18 protein-coding genes are annotated in these 19,388 nt (G+C 67.1%); 17 read left to right on the top strand and 1 reads right to left on the bottom strand.

Going from position 1 to position 19,388, the window contains the following annotated elements; genetic code table 11:
• Positions 1–363 precede the first annotated feature (363 nt).
• The 17 genes from AC1RKI_RS09875 (at position 364) to AC1RKI_RS09795 (ending at position 18,437) form a co-directional block, all read left to right on the top strand.
• The gene (locus tag AC1RKI_RS09875) at positions 364–1,245 is read left to right on the top strand and encodes an alpha/beta fold hydrolase (protein ID WP_492797527.1); all 882 of its coding nucleotides are present in this window, start codon (positions 364–366) and stop codon (positions 1,243–1,245) included.
• A 220-nt stretch (positions 1,246–1,465) separates the two neighbouring features.
• On the top strand, positions 1,466–1,771 hold the full coding sequence (locus AC1RKI_RS09870; RefSeq protein ID WP_407648905.1) for a recombinase-like helix-turn-helix domain-containing protein: 306 nt from the start codon (positions 1,466–1,468) through the stop codon (positions 1,769–1,771).
• 37 nt (positions 1,772–1,808) lie between these two features.
• Positions 1,809–2,864 (top strand): aromatic ring-hydroxylating dioxygenase subunit alpha, encoded by a 1,056-nt coding sequence (locus tag AC1RKI_RS09865; protein WP_492797529.1) that lies wholly within the window; start codon positions 1,809–1,811, stop codon positions 2,862–2,864.
• Entirely contained in the window at positions 2,857–3,627 is a 771-nt protein-coding gene (locus AC1RKI_RS09860; protein ID WP_061958869.1) for an SDR family oxidoreductase, read from the top strand. The genes AC1RKI_RS09865 and AC1RKI_RS09860 overlap by 8 nt, the downstream gene beginning before the upstream one ends.
• Before the next feature lie 25 nt (positions 3,628–3,652).
• Positions 3,653–4,189, top strand: a complete 537-nt coding sequence (locus AC1RKI_RS09855) for a cupin domain-containing protein (protein ID WP_061958868.1) — start codon at positions 3,653–3,655, stop codon at positions 4,187–4,189.
• Between the two features lie 19 nt (positions 4,190–4,208).
• Positions 4,209–5,069, top strand: coding sequence for an IclR family transcriptional regulator (locus AC1RKI_RS09850; protein WP_244789009.1), 861 nt, complete (start codon positions 4,209–4,211; stop codon positions 5,067–5,069).
• Positions 5,070–5,093: 24 nt separating this feature from the next.
• Positions 5,094–5,897 carry an SDR family oxidoreductase gene (locus AC1RKI_RS09845; RefSeq protein WP_244789010.1) on the top strand — a complete coding sequence of 268 codons (804 nt, stop codon included), beginning with the start codon at positions 5,094–5,096 and terminating at the stop codon, positions 5,895–5,897.
• Entirely contained in the window at positions 5,890–7,587 is a 1,698-nt protein-coding gene (locus AC1RKI_RS09840) for a thiamine pyrophosphate-binding protein (RefSeq protein ID WP_061958865.1), read from the top strand. Before AC1RKI_RS09845 ends, AC1RKI_RS09840 begins: the two co-directional genes overlap by 8 nt.
• 12 nt (positions 7,588–7,599) lie before the next feature.
• Positions 7,600–8,406, top strand: coding sequence for an aspartate dehydrogenase (locus tag AC1RKI_RS09835; RefSeq protein ID WP_150980968.1), 807 nt, complete (start codon positions 7,600–7,602; stop codon positions 8,404–8,406).
• A 15-nt stretch (positions 8,407–8,421) separates the two neighbouring features.
• Positions 8,422–9,897: an aldehyde dehydrogenase gene (locus tag AC1RKI_RS09830; protein ID WP_061958864.1), complete on the top strand. Its 1,476-nt coding sequence runs from the start codon at positions 8,422–8,424 to the stop codon at positions 9,895–9,897.
• A gap of 42 nt (positions 9,898–9,939) precedes the next feature.
• Positions 9,940–10,905 (top strand): VOC family protein, encoded by a 966-nt coding sequence (locus tag AC1RKI_RS09825; RefSeq protein WP_490714122.1) that lies wholly within the window; start codon positions 9,940–9,942, stop codon positions 10,903–10,905.
• A 29-nt stretch (positions 10,906–10,934) separates the two neighbouring features.
• A complete protein-coding gene (locus AC1RKI_RS09820) occupies positions 10,935–11,891 on the top strand; it encodes a PDR/VanB family oxidoreductase (RefSeq protein ID WP_061958863.1) in 957 nt (318 codons plus the stop codon).
• Between the two features lie 183 nt (positions 11,892–12,074).
• Entirely contained in the window at positions 12,075–13,478 is a 1,404-nt protein-coding gene (locus AC1RKI_RS09815; RefSeq protein WP_227461475.1) for an MFS transporter, read from the top strand.
• Positions 13,479–13,793: 315 nt separating this feature from the next.
• Positions 13,794–14,615, top strand: a complete 822-nt coding sequence (locus AC1RKI_RS09810) for an IclR family transcriptional regulator (protein WP_061958876.1) — start codon at positions 13,794–13,796, stop codon at positions 14,613–14,615.
• Positions 14,616–14,670: 55 nt separating this feature from the next.
• On the top strand, positions 14,671–15,696 hold the full coding sequence (locus tag AC1RKI_RS09805; RefSeq protein ID WP_492797533.1) for a tripartite tricarboxylate transporter substrate binding protein: 1,026 nt from the start codon (positions 14,671–14,673) through the stop codon (positions 15,694–15,696).
• Positions 15,697–15,829: 133 nt separating this feature from the next.
• On the top strand, positions 15,830–16,270 hold the full coding sequence (locus AC1RKI_RS09800; protein WP_492797535.1) for a (2Fe-2S)-binding protein: 441 nt from the start codon (positions 15,830–15,832) through the stop codon (positions 16,268–16,270).
• Positions 16,254–18,437: a xanthine dehydrogenase family protein molybdopterin-binding subunit gene (locus AC1RKI_RS09795; RefSeq protein ID WP_244789022.1), complete on the top strand. Its 2,184-nt coding sequence runs from the start codon at positions 16,254–16,256 to the stop codon at positions 18,435–18,437. The genes AC1RKI_RS09800 and AC1RKI_RS09795 overlap by 17 nt, the downstream gene beginning before the upstream one ends.
• A 100-nt stretch (positions 18,438–18,537) precedes the next feature.
• Here the strand turns inward: AC1RKI_RS09795 and AC1RKI_RS09790 are convergent, their stop codons facing one another.
• Positions 18,538–19,368 (bottom strand): IclR family transcriptional regulator, encoded by an 831-nt coding sequence (locus tag AC1RKI_RS09790; protein ID WP_244789024.1) that lies wholly within the window; start codon positions 19,366–19,368, stop codon positions 18,538–18,540.
• Positions 19,369–19,388: the final 20 nt, after the last annotated feature.

Below are 19,388 nucleotides of genomic sequence, written 5' to 3'. Positions count from 1 at the left end.
AAAAGGCGTAGATAGGGGCGAACCCTAGGACGCCGCCCCTGTGTCCGCGCTGCGACGCTGCGGCACCACCCGTTTGGGGGAATGCCAGCGATGCGGTGCCGGTGCCGGCGTGGTGCGCCAGGCACTGCCGTGGCGCGCGGCGCGCTGCCGCCTGGGCCGGGTTTGAACGTGCGCGCCAGACGCTGCGCGGATCGGGCGGCTGCAGGCGTCTGCCCCGCCTTGGCGCGAGCGTCGGCAACACCTCGCACCGTCATCGGGCGCCGTCCGGAAACCCTGATTTTTCTCCCTGTTTACCCTGATCCCACGAACCGGACGACTGCGCCTATAGTCGAGAAGTTTTATGTGCAAACACGTATTTCATATATGGAACAAACTGAGTCCAATTCTGCACCCGACCGGGCGGTTGACCTGCTGGCCGCGCTGGACAGCCATTTCGCGGAACGCCTGGTGATGACGGGAAGCGACGGCGCGCGCGTCGCTTGCCGCATCGGAGGGACGCGCGGCCCGGTGATCGTCTTGCTGCACGGCATCAGTTCCGGTGCGGCGTCATGGCTGCCTTGCGCGAGCCTGCTGGCCGGGCATGCGCGCGTGATCGCCTGGGATGCGCCCGGCTATGGACAGTCGACACCGCTGCCGATGCCGGCCCCGACCGCGCGCGACTATGCGATGCAATTGGCGGCGATGCTCGATGCGCTCCAGGTGCGGCCCGATCTGATCGTTGGCCATTCGCTCGGTGCGTTGATGGCGGCCGGGTATGCCGCGCACGCGCCGGCCGCGATGCAACCGGGGCGGTTCCTGCTGCTCAGTCCGGCGCTCGGTTACGGCGCGCCGGGCAAGGAGGACACCGCGCGCGACGTGGCGCGCCAGCGCATCGCCGCGCTGGAGACACAAGGTGTGGAAGGGCTGGCGCAGCGCGGCCCGACGCGCCTGCTAAGTCCGGCCGCCACGGCTGACGCCCAGGCCTGGGTGCGCTGGAACATGCGGCGGCTCAATCCCGACGGTTATCGCCAGGCGGTCGCCTTGCTGTGCGGCGACGACATCGGCAGCTATCTCGATGTGAGCGGCCGAGCCTGGGAAGTGGGATGCGGCGCGCAGGACGTGGTGACCACGCCCGCCGCGTCCGCCGCGCTGGCCGAGCGGTTCGACGTGCCATTCCACGCCATCGCTGATGCCGGTCACGCCTGCTATATCGAGCAGCCCTCTGCCGTGGCGCGGCTGATCCGCGCCAGCCTTCCGCCAGCCTGAATCTCAACTGCGCCGAGCCTGGCCGGCAATCGGCCAGCGCATCTTCCCCGCGCGGGTTTACCCCGATCAATCTTTAAAGCGTCGTTGTCTATAGTCCTACCTGTGTTCAATATTTAAACTCGTGTTTCATAGGTAAAACGTCAACAAGACGGAGAGCCGGCAAGCGCGAGCGTGGATTGAGCCAGTCGTCCCCACACAGCAAGCCATGGAGCAAAGCGCAATGGAAAGCCTCGCGTACAACCCGAACCTGGTTCCCTGGGAGCGTCCCGCGCCCAACAACGTTGCCGGCAAGGGTCATATCGAGAAGCCCGGCCAGGTGGCCAATATCGTCTGGCAGACCCGCGCCGCCGAGCCCACCGCCTACGAAAACAAGCTGGGCGACGCACTGGAAGCGGCCTTCGAGGCCGGCGCCAAATCCCCGGAAGACATCGTGCGCGCTTTCAACCGCGCCGGCCTGCTGACCGCCGACGGCCAACTGTGGACCGAGCAGGGCTTCCTTGCCGAAATGCGCCGCCTGGGCGCCTGAGCCCGCGGACCGAACAGCGAGAAGCGAGAAGACAGATATGGAATCGAACAAGCAAGCACGCGCAGAAGCGCGCCTGAACACCGGCCTGCGCAACTACTGGTATCCGGTGGCTGCGTCGTGGCAGGTCACGCACGCCCCGATCGGCATCACGCGCCTGGGCCAGAACATCGTCGTCTGGCGTGACAGCACCGGCGGCCTCAATGCACTGGAAGACCGCTGTCCGCACCGCGGCGCGCGCCTGTCGATGGGCTGGAACCTTGGCGACCGCGTGGCCTGCTGGTACCACGGCGTGGAAGTCGGCGGCGACGGCCAGGTCAAGAGCGTGCCGGCGGTCGACAACTGCCCGCTGGAAGGCCGCACCTGCGTGCGCAGCTATCCGGTGCAAGAGCAGGCCGGCGCGATCTTCCTGTGGTTCGGCGATCGCGCGCCCACTGAGGCCGATACGCTGCGCCTGCCCGAGGAACTGGTCAGCGAGGAACACAGCAACTTCCTGTGCGTGGCGCACTGGGACTGCAACTACCGCTATGCGATCGATAACGTCATGGATCCGATGCACGGCGCATACCTGCACGCGGTGTCCCATTCGATGGCCAGCGGCGAAAAGTCGGCGGTCATGCAGGTGGTGGAAACGGAGCACGGGCTGATTTTCGAGAAGACCGGCCAGCGCGGCGTGAATTTCGACTGGGTCGAATTCGGCGAGACCGGCACGCTGTGGCTGCGCCTGTCGATTCCGTATCGCGACAAGGTTGGCCCGGGCGGACCGTTCGGCATCGTCGGCATCGCCACGCCGGTCGATGAATCTCACTGCATGGTGTTCTTCTGGCGCACTCGCCATGTGCAGGGCTGGGAGCGCGACGTGTGGCGCTTCCTGTATCGCAATCGTCTGGAAGGCCTGCATTGGGACGTGCTCGAACAGGACCGTGTGGTGCTCGAATCGATGGCGCCGGGTGCGCGCGATCATGAAATGCTTTATGCCCACGATGCCGGCATCACGCGCGTGCGTCGCATGCTCAAGCGTCGCGCCGATGCCGAAGTGGCCGACGAACCGGTGGCGATGCTGCAACCGGTAGCCGGAGCGCACAGCCATGCCTGAGCGCACGCCTCTGAACCTGCTGGCCGGCCGCAAGGTGCTGGTCACCGGCGCGGCGCGCGGGTTGGGCCTGGCCTTTGCCACCGCGATTGCCGAAGCTGGCGCCAGCGTGGCAATGGCCGACATCCTGGCCGAACGCGTGACCGAAGCGGCCGCCGCGCTACAGGCGCGCGGCTTCCATGTGGTGCCGCTGCAGCTCGATCTCAACGATCCGGCTTCGGTGCAGGCGTGCGCCGACGCCGCGTCCAGCGCGCTGGGCGGCCTGGACGGCCTGGTCAACAACGGCGCGGTCACCGACTCCGGCGGCCGCGACCTGACCGCACTCGACGTTGCCACCTGGGACCGTGTGATGAACGTGAACGTGCGCGGCACGTGGCTGATGACAGCGGCCTGCACGCCCGCGCTGCGCGCCAGTGGCCGCGGCGCGGTGATCAACCTCGCTTCCGACACGCCGCTGTGGGGCGCGCCGAACCTGCTGGCCTACGTGGCCAGCAAGAGCGCCATCATCGGCATGACCCGCTCGCTGGCGCGCGAACTCGGCGACGCCAACGTGACCGTCAATGCCGTGGCGCCGGGCCTGACGCTGGTGGAAGCCACCGAATATGTGCCGCAGCACCGGCACGACCTGTACCGCAACCAGCGCGCGATCCAGCGCGAACAGGTTCCCGATGATGTCTGCGGCGCCGTGCTGTTCGCGCTGTCCGACCTCGCCCGTTTCGTGACCGGCCAGACGCTGGCGGTCAACGGCGGCTTTGTAATGCACTGAAACAAAAACACTCCAGAGGATAGAAATGAGCGATCTGTCGCAACAGGAAAACATCAAGCGCAGCTGGGAACAACCTGAAGGCGCCTCGTTCGAGAAGTGGATGGAATCGCGCGTGGCGCGCTTCAGCACTCGCCGTTACGACTGGGACGCGCTGAAGTTCCAGGCCGACTACGACCCGAAGTACCGCCGTGCGCAAATGCGCTACCTGGGCACCGGCGGCACCGGCGTGGCCGCCGACACCAACACCGTGCCGTCGGAACACTTCACGTTCTCGACCATGATCATCCCGGCCGGCCATGAAGGCCCGTCGCACCTGCACACCGACGTGGAAGAAGTGTTCTTCATCCTGCGCGGCAAGATCAAGCTGGTGCTGGAAAAAGACGGCGAGCGCTACGAGACCATCCTGACCGACCGCGACCTGGTGTCGGTGCCGCCGGGCGTGTATCGCGAGGAAATCAACATCGGCGAGGAAGACGCGCTGATGTGCGTGATGCTGGGCGCCAAAAAGCCGATCACGCCGACCTATCCGCCCGAGCATCCGCTCACCAAGGTCAAGCGCTGAGCCGCACCGGATACGAGCAATGAGCGCCAATCCCGAAATCATGGCGACCGCCCATGCCGACGGCATGGACCGGTACATCGTGCCCGGCCTGGAACGCGGCCTGCGCCTGCTGGCCGAGTTCAGCGCGCGCGACCGCGTGCTGAGCGCGGCAGACCTGTCGCGCCGGCTCGATGTGCCGCGCTCGACGGTGTTCCGCCTGCTGGCCACGCTGGAAGCCACCGGCTACGTGGAGCGTGCCGACGGCGGACGCGAATACCGGTTGGGATTGGCAGTGCTGCGGCTCGGCTTCGACTATCTGGCGTCGCTGGAGCTGACCGAACTGGGCGGACCGCTGCTGAACCGGCTGCGCGACGACATCGAGTATCCCTGCAACATCGTCGTGCGCGACGGGCGCTCGGTCGTGTACGTGGCCAAGGCCGCCGCCTCGCGTCCGTTTGCCAGCAACGTCAACGTGGGCGCGCGGCTGCCCGCGCACGCCACGGTGCTCGGTCACGTGCTGCTGGAAGACCTGAGCCTCGACCAGTTGCGCGCGCTGTATCCCGAGCCGCAGTTGCAGGTCTATTCCGACAACACGCCGCGCACCGTGGACGCGCTGTACGGGCTGGTGCACGAGGTGCAGCAGCGCGGCTATGTGCTGCAGGAAGGCTTCTTCGAGGCCAGCATTTCGACCATTGCCGCGCCGGTGCGCGATCGCACGGGCAAGGTCGCGGCGGCGCTGGGCGCGACGATTCCTGCGTCGCGGCTGCCGCAGGAAGAACTCGACCGGATGGTCGGCAAAGTCACGGAAACCGCGGGCGAACTATCGCGCCTGCTCGGCTATCGGCCGCATCGCCACGCCAGGGGCACGCAGCCCCGGGTGGTCATCATGAATCGCGATTGAGGGATTGAGGGAAGAGGGGATTCGATGTCCATGATTGAACTCGACGGCAAGGTTGCCGTCGTCACCGGCGGGTCCTCCGGCATCGGGCTGGCCACGGTCGAACTGTTGCTCGAAGCGGGCGCGGCGGTAGCCATGTGCGGCCGCGATGCGGCCCGCCTGCGCAGCGCCGAGGCCGGGTTGCGCGAGCGCTTTGCCGGCTGCCGCCTGTACGCCGCCACGTGCGACGTGCTCGACCCTGCGCAGGTTAACGCGTTCGCCGCGGACGTCGCGCGCGAGCTGGGCCCGGCCAACATGCTGGTCAACAACGCCGGCCAGGGCCGCGTGTCGACGTTCGCTACCACCGAGGATGCGGCCTGGATCGAGGAACTGCAGCTCAAGTTCTTCTCGGTGATTCACCCGACGCGCGCGTTTCTGCCGCAGCTCGAGCAATCGAAGCAGGGCGCCATCGTCTGCGTGAATTCGCTGCTGGCCACGCAACCGGAGCCGCACATGGTGGCCACATCGGCCGCACGGGCCGGCGTGCACAACCTGGTGCGCTCGCTGGCCACGGAATTCGCGCCTAAGGGCGTGCGCGTCAACGGCATCCTGATCGGCCTGGTGGAATCGGGCCAATGGCGCCGCCGCTTCGATGCGCGCCCCGCAGAAGATCGTCATCTGGACTGGGCCGCGTGGACCGCGCGCCTGGCCGCACAAAAGCACATTCAACTGGGCCGCCTTGGCCTGCCGCAGGAAGCCGCGCGCGCCATCCTGTTCCTTGCCTCGCCGTTGTCTTCGTACACCACGGGCAGCCATATCGATATTTCCGGAGGACTCTCCCGTCATGCGTAACGAGCAACAACAAGTCACCGTGGGCTGCGCCATTGCAGCCTTCCTCGAACAGTGCGGCGTCAAGGCTGCATTCGGCGTGATCTCGATCCACAACATGCCCATCCTCGACGCGATGGGCGAGCGCGGCAAGATCCGTTTCGTCCCCGCGCGCGGCGAGGCGGGCGGCACCAACATGGCCGATGCCTATGCCCGCACCACGGGCAGCCTCGGCGTGTGCCTGACCAGCACCGGCACGGCCGCGGGCAATGCGGCCGGCGCAATGGTGGAAGCGCTGACCGCCGGCACGCCGCTGCTGCATATCACGGGCCAGATCGAGACGCCGTATCTGGACCAGAGCCTTGCCTACATCCACGAGGCGCCGGACCAGCTCACGATGCTCAAGGCCGTGTCGAAGGCGGCGTTCCGCATCCGCAGCGCCGATACCGCGATCTCTACCATCAAGCTGGCCGTGCAGACCGCGCTGACGGCGCCGAGCGGCCCGGTCAGCGTCGAAATTCCGATCGACATCCAGGCCGCGCTGATTCCGATGCCGAACGACCTGAAGCCGCTGCCGGTGCCGCAGCACCAGCCGTCGGCCCATGCGCTCGATGCGCTGGCCGAACGCCTGCTGCAGGCCAAACGGCCGATGCTGTGGCTGGGCGGCGGCGCGCGCCACGCCAGCAAGCAGGTCAAGCGCCTGCTGGACATGGGCTTCGGCGTGGTCACGTCCACGCAGGGACGCGGCATCGTGCCCGAAGACGACCCGCGATCGCTCGGCGCGTACAACCTGCACAAGCCGGTGGAAACGTTCTACCAGACCTGCGATGCGATGGTGGTGGTGGGCTCGCGCCTGCGCGGCAACGAGACGCTCAAGTACGAACTGAAGCTGCCGCGTCCGCTGCTGCGCATCGACGCCGATCCGGCATCGGAAGGGCGCTGCTACCAGAGCGACTATTTCGTCAGCGGCGACGCCGCGCTGGCGCTCGATGGCCTGGCCGATCGCCTGGCCGGACGCATGCGGATCGATGCCGGCTTTGCCGACGACCTGCGCCGCGCGCATGACGCCGCGGTCGGTGCGCTGGTCGATGGGCTGGGACCGTACAGCGCGCTGGTGCAGGCGCTGCAACAGGCCGTGGGGCGCAATTTCAACTGGGTGCGCGACGTGACCGTATCGAACAGCACCTGGGGCAATCGTCATCTGCAGGTGTTCGATTCGCGCGCCGGCGTGCATGCGCTGGGCGGCGGCATCGGCCAAGGCCTGGCGATGGGCATCGGCGCCGCCGTGGGCGCGGCCGCCACGGGATCGGGCAAGAAGACGTTCACGCTGGCTGGCGATGGCGGCTTCATCCTGAACCTGGGCGAACTGGCCACGGCGGTGCAGGAGCGCGCCGACATGGTCATCGTGCTGATGAACGACAAGGGCTACGGCGTCATCAAGAACATTCAGGACGCCCAGTACGGCGGCCGCCGCCACTATGTGGACCTGCACACGCCCGACTACGCGCAGCTGTGCCAGTCGCTGGCGCTGCGCCACCGTCGCGTCAGCAACCTGGCCGACATCGGCGCGGCGCTCGACGAAGCCACCGCGCAAGCCGGCCCGTTCCTGCTCGAGATCGACATGCTGTCGATCGGCAGCTTCAAGACCGTGTTTGCCGGCCCGCCCGTCAACAAGCAGGCCCCCATCGCCAACACGGCGGCGGCAGCGGCCTGAGGAGACATAGCCATGCTGCATGTGTCGATGGTGGGTTGCGGGGCGATTGGCCGCGGCGTGCTGGAGTTGCTGAAGTCCGATCCGGACGTCGCGTTCGACGTGGTGATCGTGCCCGAAGGCACGATGGACGAGGCGCGCGGCGCGTTGTCGACGCTGGCGCCCAACGTGCGTGTCGCCACGCGCCTGGCCGACGACGAGCGGCGTCCCGACCTGCTGGTGGAGTGCGCGGGTCACCAGGCGCTGCAGGAGCACGTAGTGCCGGCGCTGGAGCGGGGCATTCCATGCCTGGTGGTGTCGGTGGGCGCGTTGTCCGAGCCCGGCCTGGCCGATCGGCTCGAAGCCGCGGCGCGCCGCGGCAACACGCAGGTGCAGTTGCTGTCCGGCGCGATCGGCGCCATCGACGCGCTGGCCGCGGCGCGCGTGGGCGGGCTCGACGAGGTCGTCTACACGGGCCGCAAGCCGGCGCGCGCATGGGTCGGCACCCCTGCCGAAAAGCTGTTCGACCTCGATGCGCTGACGCAGCCGACCGTCATTTTCGAGGGCACTGCACGCGAGGCCGCGCGGCTTTATCCGAAGAACGCCAACGTGGCGGCCACGGTATCGCTGGCCGGGCTGGGCCTGGACCGCACGTCGGTGAAGCTGCTGGCCGATCCGGACGCGGTTGAGAACGTCCACCACGTCGAGGCGCGCGGCGCGTTCGGCGGCTTCGAACTGACCATGCGCGGCAAGCCGCTGGCGGCCAACCCCAAGACGTCCGCGCTGACCGTGTTCAGCGTGGTGCGCGCACTCGGCAACCGCGCCCACGCGGTGTCGATCTGAAGAGAACGTAATCCCATGACGACGCAACAAGTCCTTCCCATCCTGATCGCGGGCGAATGGCGCCTTGGTGGCGGCGATCGCTACGCCACGCGTTATCCGGCAACCGGCGAGGTGGTGGCGGAACTGAACGCGGCCAGCCTGGCCGATGTCGAGCAAGCCATCCAGGGCGCGGACCACGCCTTCCGCACGAGCGGCTGGGCGCGCCGCAAGCCCCACGAACGCGCCGCGGTGCTGCATCGCGTTGCCGAACTGATCCGCGCGAAGTCCGAGGCGCTGGCGCAGCGCCAGCGCCTGGACAACGGCAAGCCGATCAGCGAAACCCGCGCGCTGGTGGCCAGTGCCGCTGCTACGTTCCAGTTCTTTGCCGCCGCGCTCGAAACGCTCGAAGAACAGATCACGCCGCAGCGCGGCGATTGCCTGACGATGAGCGTCTACGAGCCGATGGGTGTGGTGGCGGCCATCACGCCATGGAATTCGCCGATTGCCAGCGAAGCGCAGAAGATGGCGCCCGCACTGGCCGCCGGCAATGCGGTCATCGTCAAGCCGGCCGAGGTGACGCCGCTGATGGCGCTGGAACTGGCGGCGATCTGCGAGGAAGCGGGCGTGCCGCGCGGCCTGATCAGCGTGCTGCCCGGCAAGGGCTCCGTGATCGGCGACGCCATCACCAAGCACCCGCTGGTGCGCCGCGTGTCGTTCACGGGCGGCACCACCACGGGCAAGCATATCGCGCATATCGCCGCCGACAAGATGATGCCGGTGTCGCTGGAGCTGGGCGGCAAGTCGCCAACCATGGTGTTCGACGACGCGGATCTCGACCATGCTGTGAACGGCGTGCTGTACGGCATCTTCAGCTCGTCGGGCGAATCTTGCATCGCCGGTTCGCGCCTGTTCGTGGCGCGCTCGCAATACGAGGCGTTCATCGATCGCCTGGCCGCTGGCGCGGCAAAACTGCGCGTGGGCAATCCCGCCGATGAGCGCACCCAGATGGGGCCGCTGATCACCGACCGGCACCGCGATGGCATCGAGTCGTATGTGGCCGCGGGCGTGGCCGAGGGCGGCCAGTTGCGCACCGGCGGCATGCGCCCCGATGTGCCGGGACTGCCCAACGGTTATTTCTACACGCCGACGATCATCGAGGGCCTCGATAACCACGCGCGCATCTGCCAGGAAGAGATCTTCGGCCCCGTGCTGGTGGCGATGCCGTTCGACGACGAGGACGATCTGATCGAGCAGGCCAACGACAGCGTCTATGCGCTCGCGGCAGGCATCTGGACGCGCGACTACAAGCGCGCGTGGCGGGTGGCACGATCCGTGCAGGCTGGCAACGTGTGGATCAACACCTACAAGCAGTTCTCGATCTCGACGCCGTTCGGCGGCTGGCGCGACAGCGGTCTGGGCCGCGAGAAGGGACGGCTGGGCATCCTGCAGTACATGGAACAGAAGAGCGTGTACTGGGGCCTGAACGAACAACCGCTGCCGTGGGCCAACTAGGCGCATCGCGACGCACCGCAAACGGCAGGACGGAGAATGGAAATGAAAGTATTGGGAATTGACGAGATCGTTTACGGCGCCGACGACTTCGACGCGTGCCGCGGCTTTTTCGGCGACTGGGGCCTGACGATCAAGCGCGACGACGCGCAGGGTCTGGATTTCGAAACGCTCAACGGCTGCCGCGTACTGGTGCGCAAGGTGGCCGACGCAGCGCTGCCGTCGGCCATCGAGGATGGCCCGACGCTGCGCGAAGTGGTGTGGGGCGTCGACGACGAAGCATCGTTGGCCGCGGTGCGCAGCCGCATCGCCGACGAACCGACCTTCGTGTCGCTCGAGGGCGGCGCGCGCATTGGCTGCACCGACCCGAACGGCCTCGCCGTGCGCTTTCAGGTGTCGCGCAAACATGCCGTCGAAGTGGAATGCGCGCTGATGAACACATGGAACGAGAAACCGCGCATGAACCAGCGCAGCCCGATCTACGAGCGCGCGATTCCGATCGAGGTGGGCCACGTGGTGTTCTTCGTCAAGGACGTGAAGGCCACCGAGCGCTTCTACATCGAGAAGTTCGGCTTCGTGCAGTCGGACAACTATCCCGAGCGCGGCGCGTTCCTGCGCTGCACCGCCGAGGGCGGCCATCACGACCTGTTCCTGCTGCAGTTGCCGCATGGCAAGGCCGGCCTCAATCACGTGGCTTTCACGGTGCGCGATATCCACGAGGTGTTTGGCGGCGGCATGAATATGTCCCGCAAAGGCTGGGATACGCAGCTCGGCCCGGGACGCCATCCGATTTCGTCGGCCTATTTCTGGTACTTCAAGAATCCGGCCGGCGGCCTGATCGAGTACTACGCCGACGAGGACCAGCTCGATGCGCACTGGGAACCGCGCGCGTTCGAACCGGGCCCGACCATGTTTGCCGAATGGGCGATCGAAGGCGGTATCGATGGCAACACCCGTCGGCAGAAGAACGCCGGCGGCCCGGAAGGCAAGTTCCTGACGGAAAAGCGTTGAGCGTCTGGAAGTAGAAGGAAGGAAGCCGTATGAGTGCGAGCCAATCTTTGACACTGCGCGTGCAGGCCATGCGCTTCGAGGCGCGCGGTGTCGTCAGCATCGAATTGCGCGATCCCGCGGGCACGCCATTGCCCGAATTCGCGCCCGGTGCGCATATCGACCTGCATCTGGCCAATGGGCTGGTGCGCAGTTATTCGCTGTGTGGCGCGCCGGAGCAGCGCGACCGTTATACCGTCGGCGTGCTCAACGACCGCAACAGCCGCGGCGGCTCGCGCTTCGTGCACGAGCAGCTGCGTGTGGGCGCCACGCTGAACGTGGCCGCGCCGCGCAACCACTTCGCGCTGGACGAGGACGCCGCGCATACGGTGCTGGTGGCCGGCGGCATCGGCGTCACGCCGATCGTCTGCATGGCGCGCCGGCTGGCCGAACGCGGCCGTTCGTTCACGCTGCTGTACTGCGCACGCTCGCGCGCCGAGGCGGCCTTCGTCGAGCAATTGTCCGCCTACGGCGATGCGGTGCGCTTCCACTTCGACGACGAAGCGGGTGTGCCGCCGGACCTGAACGCCATGCTGGCCGGCCAGGACGCCACCACGCATTTCTATTGTTGCGGTCCCGGCCCGATGCTCAACGCATTCGAGGCGGCCTGCGCCGCGCACGGCTACGCGAACGTGCACGTCGAGCGCTTTGCCGCCGATCCGGCAACCGAAGCGGTGCAGGAAGGCGAATACAGCGTGCAGTTGCAGCGCGCCGGCAAGACCGTGCGCGTGCCGTCCGGCAAGTCGCTGCTCGACGCGCTGCTGGAGTCTGGCGTGGCGGTCGAGTACAGCTGCCGCGAAGGGGTGTGCGGGTCGTGCGAGACGGCCGTGATCGAAGGCTGCCCCGATCATCGCGACAGCGTGCTCAGTAACAGCGAGCGCGCCACGAACAAGACCATGATGGTCTGCGTGTCAGGTTGCAAGGGCCAGCGCCTGGTGCTGGACCTCTGACCGATGCCCGCCGCGCCGTGACAGGCGCGGCAAACGAAGACTGCCCGCCAACAGGCAGAGCCGCACGTCTTGCGACACAGCGGCCGCGCGGGTAACTGCCCTACACGATTTCTGGAAACGATACCCGTGCTGATTCAGAGACAAGACACCGCGCCCCCGATCCAGGCTGCCCAGGCGGGCACCATGACTTACGGCGGCGCCGCGAACCATGCTGCTGCGCCGTCGCAGGCACACCCGACACCCGTCACCCGCGGCCAGATCGTCGCGCGCATCGAACGCATGCCGGGCAATGCGATGCATGTGCGTGCCCGGCTGCTGATCGGACTGGCCACGTTCTTCGACGGCTTCGACGTGATCGCGATCGCCGCCACGCTGCCGCTGTTGATCGCCAAGTGGTCGCTGACGCCGGGGCAGATCGGCTTGCTGATCGCGATGCCCTCGGTCGGCCAACTGCTGGGCGCATTGCTGTTTCCGGCGCTGGCCGAGCGCTTCGGACGGCTGCGCTCGATTGGCTGGAGCGCCGGCATCATCGGCCTGATGAGCGTGGCGTGCGGCTTCGCGCCGTCGTTCGAGATCTTTCTGCTGCTGCGTGTCGTGCAGGGGCTGGGCCTGGGCGGCGAACTGCCCGTGGCGGCAACCTACATCAACGAGGTCACGCGCGCGCACGGTCGCGGCCGGTTCGTGCTGCTCTACGAAATCGTGTTTCCGATCGGGCTGATGGTGTCGAATGCGCTGGGCGCGGTGCTGGTGCCGCGCTACGGCTGGGAGGTGATGTACTTCCTCGGCGGCGTGCCGCTGCTGTTGTTCTTCGTGCTGCGCCGCGTGATTCCGGAATCGCCGCGCTGGCTTGCGGAAAAGGGCAGGCTGGCGCAAGCCGACGATGCGCTGCGCGCGTTCGAGGCGCGTGCCAAGGCACCGCTGCCGCCGGTCGGCGATACGTCGAAATTCGACGCCATGGGCAAGCATCCGCGCCGCCGCGTGCGCGATCTGGTGGGCAAGGCCTATCTGGGCCGCACGCTTGCAGTGTGGACGTTGTGGGCCACCTGCGGCTTTATCCAGTACGGCCTGTCGACGTGGCTGCCGACCGTCTACAAGACCGTCTATCACGCGCCGCTGCAACTGGCGCTGAACCTCGCGGCCGGCGCATCGGTGCTTGGCGTGGTCGGATCGCTGGTGTGCGCGTTGCTGGTCGACAAGGTCGGGCGCAAGCCGGTGATCAACGTATCGTTCGTGCTGTGCGCGGCGTCGCTGATCCTGGCGGGCGTGTTCCATGCGTCTTCGGTCTATGTGGTGGCCACGCTCTGCGCGCTGGCGATGGGCTTCCTGGCCAGCGGCTTCATCACTGCCTACGTCTACACGCCCGAGCTGTATCCGACCAGCGTGCGGGCGATGGGCTGCGGCCTCGGCGGGGCATGGCTCAAGGTGGCGGCGATCTTCGCGCCGGGCATCATTGCCTCGACCATCGGCACCGGCAACCTGAGCTCCGCGTTCTTCTGGCTCGCCGTGGTGCCGCTGATTGCCGCCGTCACCGTGTTCTTCCTCGGCATCGAGACCAAGGGCCAGGTTCTGGAAGAGCTCGAAGTCTGAACGGCCTGCTGGTGTTGTCGGCGCCGTACGGTGTCGTCGCTTGCCCCGCCGCCGACTTTCCCGGCGCGCGGGGCTTTTTCATTGCGCCGTCACGCCATGAGGCGCAATCGATCAGGGTTTACAGCAGGTTGAGTCATCAACAAAGAGATCATAGAGTGAATGCGTTCCTGATGTGGATCTCGGTTTTATATATGGAACGTTTCTGCTAGTGTTCGGATAGCGTTGTCAGCGCTGGGGTGCATGGCGCGGCGCGAAGCGTGCTATATCGATTCGTTGCGGTTCATTGGCAAACCGAACGTCAAGCAGAGAGAGACCATGACAAACACCACTCCCGTGGAGGAGACGCAGGACAAGTACATCGTGCCGGGTCTGGAGCGGGGGCTCCGGTTGCTCGGTGAGTTCAGCAGCAAGGACCGCACGCTGTCCGCGGCGGAGCTGGCAAGACGGCTGCAGGTGCCGCGCTCGACGGTATTCCGGCTGCTCGCCACGCTGGAAATGATGGGGTTCGTGGAGCGCACGGACGGGGGACGGGAGTTTCGCCTCGGGATGGCGGTGCTGCGGCTCGGGTTCGACTACCTGGCGTCGCTGGAGCTGACCGAACTGGGACGGCCCCTGCTGGACAGGCTGCGCGACGAGATCCATTACCCGTGCAATCTGGTGGTGCGCGATGGCAGGTCGATCGTGTATGTGGCCAAGTCGGTGGCGGCGCGGCCCTTCACCAGTACCGTCAACGTCGGCACGCGCCTTCCCGCGCATGCCACGGTGCTGGGCCGGGTGGTGCTGGAAGACCTGACGCTGTCCGAGTTGCGCGAGCTGTATCCCGAAGAGCGGCTCGAAGTGTTCTCGGAAAGCACGCCGCGCACGGTGGAAGAGTTGTACGAGATGGTGCAGCGCGACCGCCAGCGCGGATACGTACTGCACGAGGGATTTTTCGAGGCCAGTATCTCGACCATTGCCGCCCCGGTGCGTGATCGCACCACGCGCGTGGTGGCGGCGCTGGGCGCGACGATTCCGGCGGCGCGGATCGATCCGGCGCAGCTGGAGCCGATGGTGGAAAGAGTGCGGGCAGCGGCGGCGGAGCTGTCGGGCCTGCTGGATTACCGGCCCATGCCAGAAGGCAGGGTGGCCAATCAATGACACGACGACGGTAGCGGTAGCGGCCGTCACGATCGAAGGGACGGGCAGGAACAGCATGCGGCAAGCCAGCCATCACGCAACAGCAAGGCAACGGATCCGGCGATGGCTGGGCGCCACGGCAACGGCGGCGACCGCAGCGGTGGCGACGTCCCTCGCGCTCATCGGCGCGGCGCACGCCGCATGCACGACCGTGCGGATCGTCGTGCCGTTCCCGGCCGGGGGCGCGGCCGACCAGCTCGCCCGCACGCTGTCGATCGGACTGCAACCGCGCCGGGGCGTGCCCATCGTGGTCGACAACCGGCCCGGCGCCAACGGCAATATCGGCATCGATGCGGTGCGCCGCGCCGCAGGTGATGGTTGCACGTGGCTGGTGGTGCCGGCCGGCAACCTGACCATCAATCCCACGCTGTTCCCTGCGCTGTCCTACAACGTGGCGCGCGACTTCCGGCCAGTTTCGCTGCTGGCCGGATCACCCAACGTGCTGGCCGTGCATCCGTCGGTCAAGGCGCGCACGGTGCCGGAACTGATCGCGCTGGCAAAGCAGGCCGACCAGGCCGGGGCGCCGCTCGGCTACGCCAGCCCGGGGGTTGGCAGCGGCCTGCATCTGGCCGGAGAACTGTTTCATCACAAGGCCGGCGCGAACATGCTGCACGTGCCGTACAAGGGCACCACGCAGGCCGTCAACGACGTAGTCGGCGGCCAGGTGCCGGTGTTGTTCGGCACGTGGCCAACGCTGGCGCCATTCATCCAGTCGGGTGCCTTGCGTGCAATCGCGGTGACGCAGTCGCGCCGCTCGCCTGCCGCGCCCGATGTGCCGTCGCTGGCAGAGCAGGGCATGCCCGGCATCGACGTCAGTTCCTGGTATGCGCTACTGGTGCCGTCGGCCACGCCGAAGCCGCTGGCCGACGCCATTTCCGCCGACGTCCAGACGCTGTTCGCCACGCCGGCGATCCGCGCCGATCTGCAGCGCCAGGGCCTGGAACCCGTGGCAAGCACACCGGACGCACTGGCCGCACGAATCCGCGATGAAGCCGCGTCGTGGGCCTCGCTGATCCGCGCGTACCACATCACGCCCGATTAGCGGCCGACACCCAAGGCGCCTCGGCGGCGCCATCCATATCCGGTTTTTTGAGTCGTACCGGCCGCACCGCGCGCAGTGCGCGGTGGCCTGCGGCCGTCTTTTCTTGCACTGGCGAGGACAAAGCGAGGCAACCATGGACTTTGTGTTGAACGGGAAAGCAACGCACTTCGGTGGCGATGGCGATACGCCGCTGCTGTGGGTGATACGCGATGACGCCGGGCTGACCGGCACCAAATACGGCTGCGGTATCGGCGCATGCGGGGCTTGCACGGTCCATGTCGACGGCCACGCGCAGCGCGCGTGCGTGACGTCGGTGTCCAGTGTGGCGGGGCGCAACGTCACCACGATCGAGGGCCTGTCGCCCGATCGTTCGTCGAAGGTGCAGCAGGCGTGGATTGCCAAGGACGTGCCGCAATGCGGCTACTGCCAGTCGGGCATGGTGATGGCAGTCAGCGCGCTGCTCAAGCAGAACCCGCATCCCACCGACAAGGACATCGATGCCGCCGTGAGCAACCTGTGCCGCTGCGCCACCTATCACCGCATCCGGGAGGCGATCCATGCCGCAGCCAAGTGACATGTTGACGAGCCCCGCGCGGCGCGGCTTTCTCAAGGGTGGCGCCGCGCTGGCCGGTGCGCTGTGCATTCCGTTGCCGGCGCTGGCCAGCCGCACGGTCGATAGCGGTGCGCACGGCACCCACGAAATCACCGATTGGATCTGGATCGAGCCCAGCGGCAAGATCACGCTCGGGTTGTCGCAATGCGAATGCGGCCAGGGTGTCTACACCGGCATGCCGCAGGTGCTGGCCGACGAACTCGACGCGGACTGGCAGAACATCGCGGTGACCTTCGTCACCGGGCGCGACGCCTATCGCACGGGCGCGGCATACGAAGAGCCGCAGCAGTTTGTCGGCGCGTCGATGTCGGCCACGCTGTTCTACCAGCGCCTGCGCATCGCCGGCGCACAGGCGCGCGAGGTGCTGGTGATGACCGCGGCGCGCCGGCTGCAGGTGCGGCCCGGGCAGTGCCACACCGACAAGGGGCGCGTCCATCACGGCGCGACCGGTCGCTCGCTGTCGTATGGCGAGCTGGCCGCGGAGGCGGCGACGCTGCCGCTCAACCCGTCGCCGCGTCTCAAGAACGAGGCCGCGCACAAGCTGATCGGCCGTGACCTGCTGCGTCTCGATACGCCCGCCAAGGTAGATGGCTCGGCCGAGTTCGGCATCGACGTGCGCGTGCCCGACATGCTTTACGGCGCGCTGAAAATGCCGCCGACCGTCACCGGGAAGGTCACGGGCATCCGCAATGCCGATGCGGTCAAGGCGATGCCCGGCGTCCAGGCCGTGGTACAGGCGCCCGATGCAGCCATCGTCGTCGCCACCAGCTACTGGCTCGCCAAGAAGGGCGCCGACGCACTCGAGATCGACGTAGATCCGGGCGCGGCGAAGGGGCTGGACAGCGACAACATCATGGCCGCGCGCAAGGCGGCGCTCGGGGCGTCGGAAGCGGTCGTAGCGACGCGCCTGGGCGATGCCGACGCGGTGCTGGCCGCCGGCGGGCGGCTGGTCGAGGCCGACTATCACACGCCGTATATCGTGCACGCGACGATGGAATCGGTGAACGCCACGGTACATGTGCGCGACGATGCCATCGAAGTGTGGGGGCCGATCCAGGGCCAGGATTTCGTGCGCAACGCGTTGGGCAAGCTGTACGGCCGCAAGCCCGAAACGGTGATCGTCCACACCACGTTCCTGGGCGGCAGCTTTGGCCGCAAGTTCCTGCCGGACTTCGTGATCCACGCCGCACGCGCTTCGGCGGCGGTCGGCAAGCCGGTCAAGGTGATCCGCTCACGCGAGGACGATATCCGCCATGGCTTCTACCGCCCCGGCGTGTCGGGCCGCTTCCGTGCGGTACTCGATGAGAAGGGCATGCCGCTGGCGATGCACGCGCGGCTGACTGGGCAATCGCTCTACGGCGTGATCAAGGCCGAGCGTATGGCCAAGAACGGCGGCTGGGACGAAACGATGCTTGAAGCGATCTACGATTGCGTCTATCGCGTGCCGAACCTGAAAGTCGACATGATCGACGTGAAGCAGCCGATTCCCGTCAGCTTCATGCGCAGCGTGGGTTCGACATCGAGCATCTTTATGCTGGAGAGCTTCGTCAACGAGATGGCCGACGCGGCGGGCATCGACCCGTATCGCTATCGGCGCGCATTGCTGGCACACAATCCGCTGGCGCTGCGCACGCTCGACGCGGCGGCCAAGGCGGCAGGCTGGGATCGCAAGCCGCCTGCCAATGTCAGCCGCGCGTTCACGTTCAATCTCTACACAGGGCGCGGCGAGGCGTTTCAGACCTACGTGGCCATGGCGCTGGAAATCGAGCGAACGGGCAAGGCGTTGGCCGTGAAGCGCGTGGTCTGCGCGGTGGAGTGCGGCCGCGCGATCAATCCGAACCTGATCCGCGCCAACATCGAGGGCGGCATCGGTTTTGCGCTCACCAATACGCTCCGCAGCGAAATCACGTTCAAGGATGGCGTCGTGCAGCAAAGCAACTTTCACGACTATCCGCTGTTGAGCCTGTCGGAGATGCCGAAGATCGACGTGGTCATTGTCGACAGCGATCGGCCGCCGCAGGGTTGTGGGGAAGTCTCGCTCGGACCGGTTGCGCCCGCCGTGGCGCATGCGCTGTACAAGGCGACCCGCGCGCGCCGCAGGTCGATGCCGATGAAGCTGGAGGCGTGAAGGGCTAAAGGACAGCGCAGAGCCGGAAAGGGGGGCGGCGCGCGCGCAGGCGCCGCCCGCTCTCCACATTTCTTTCGCAGTGCTTTCGCCAGTCTCCGCGTCAGGTTTTGCGATAGCCGAGCAGTGCGGACAAATCGCGCGCGGCGGCCTTGACGGCTTTCTCGGTGCGTTCGCGCAGCGTGCCATCGGCTTCGAAGCGCTGCTGCGGGCCGGCCACGCTGATCGCGGCGATCACGTTGGACGCGGCGTCGTACACCGGCGCCGCGCATGAGTCGATGCCGGGCTCGAACGCCGAAAAACTCCATGCGCAACCGCGTTCCAGATCGGCCGCGAGGATATCGGCCAGCCGTGCGTGCGTGGCCGGGCTCTGGTTCGTGACCGTCGGCAGCGGGTCGTCGCCAAGCCGTGCGCGCAGTTCTTCGGCCGAAAGATGAGCCAGCAGCATGCGGCCCGGCGTCGTCAGATGCGCGGGCACGCGGCTGCCGACCTGAATATTGCTGACGAGCCCCGTGTTCGGCATGTCGCGCAGCAGATAGAGCACGTGCCCGCCATCGGGCACGGCCAGATACGCCGACAGTTGCAGCGATCCGCTCAACTGCGCGAGCACCCGGCGCGCGAAAGTCGTCAGGTCGTTGGCGGCCAGCACGCGCGAGGCGATCTTGAGAAACGCGAATCCGACGGTGTGCCCGCCCTGCGGCAGACGTTCAACCATGCCCTCGTGTTCGAGCGTATCGAGCAGCCGCATCACGGTGACGCGGTTGACATCGATGCGTCGGCCGACTTCGCTGAGGTTGGCCGTGGAGCCGCCTTCGGCGATAAAGCGCAGCAGGCGCAGGCCGCGAATGACCGGTGTGACCAACTGCGGTGCGCCTGCGGGATCGTCGGTGTCGGAATCGGCGGGCGCATGGCGCAGGGAAGCAGTCGAGGTCATGGATTCGGTGTAGCAGGGAT

The organism is Cupriavidus sp. GW822-FHT06G04, from assembly GCF_058799075.1.
This window is presented reverse-complemented; position numbering and strand designations above follow the sequence as displayed.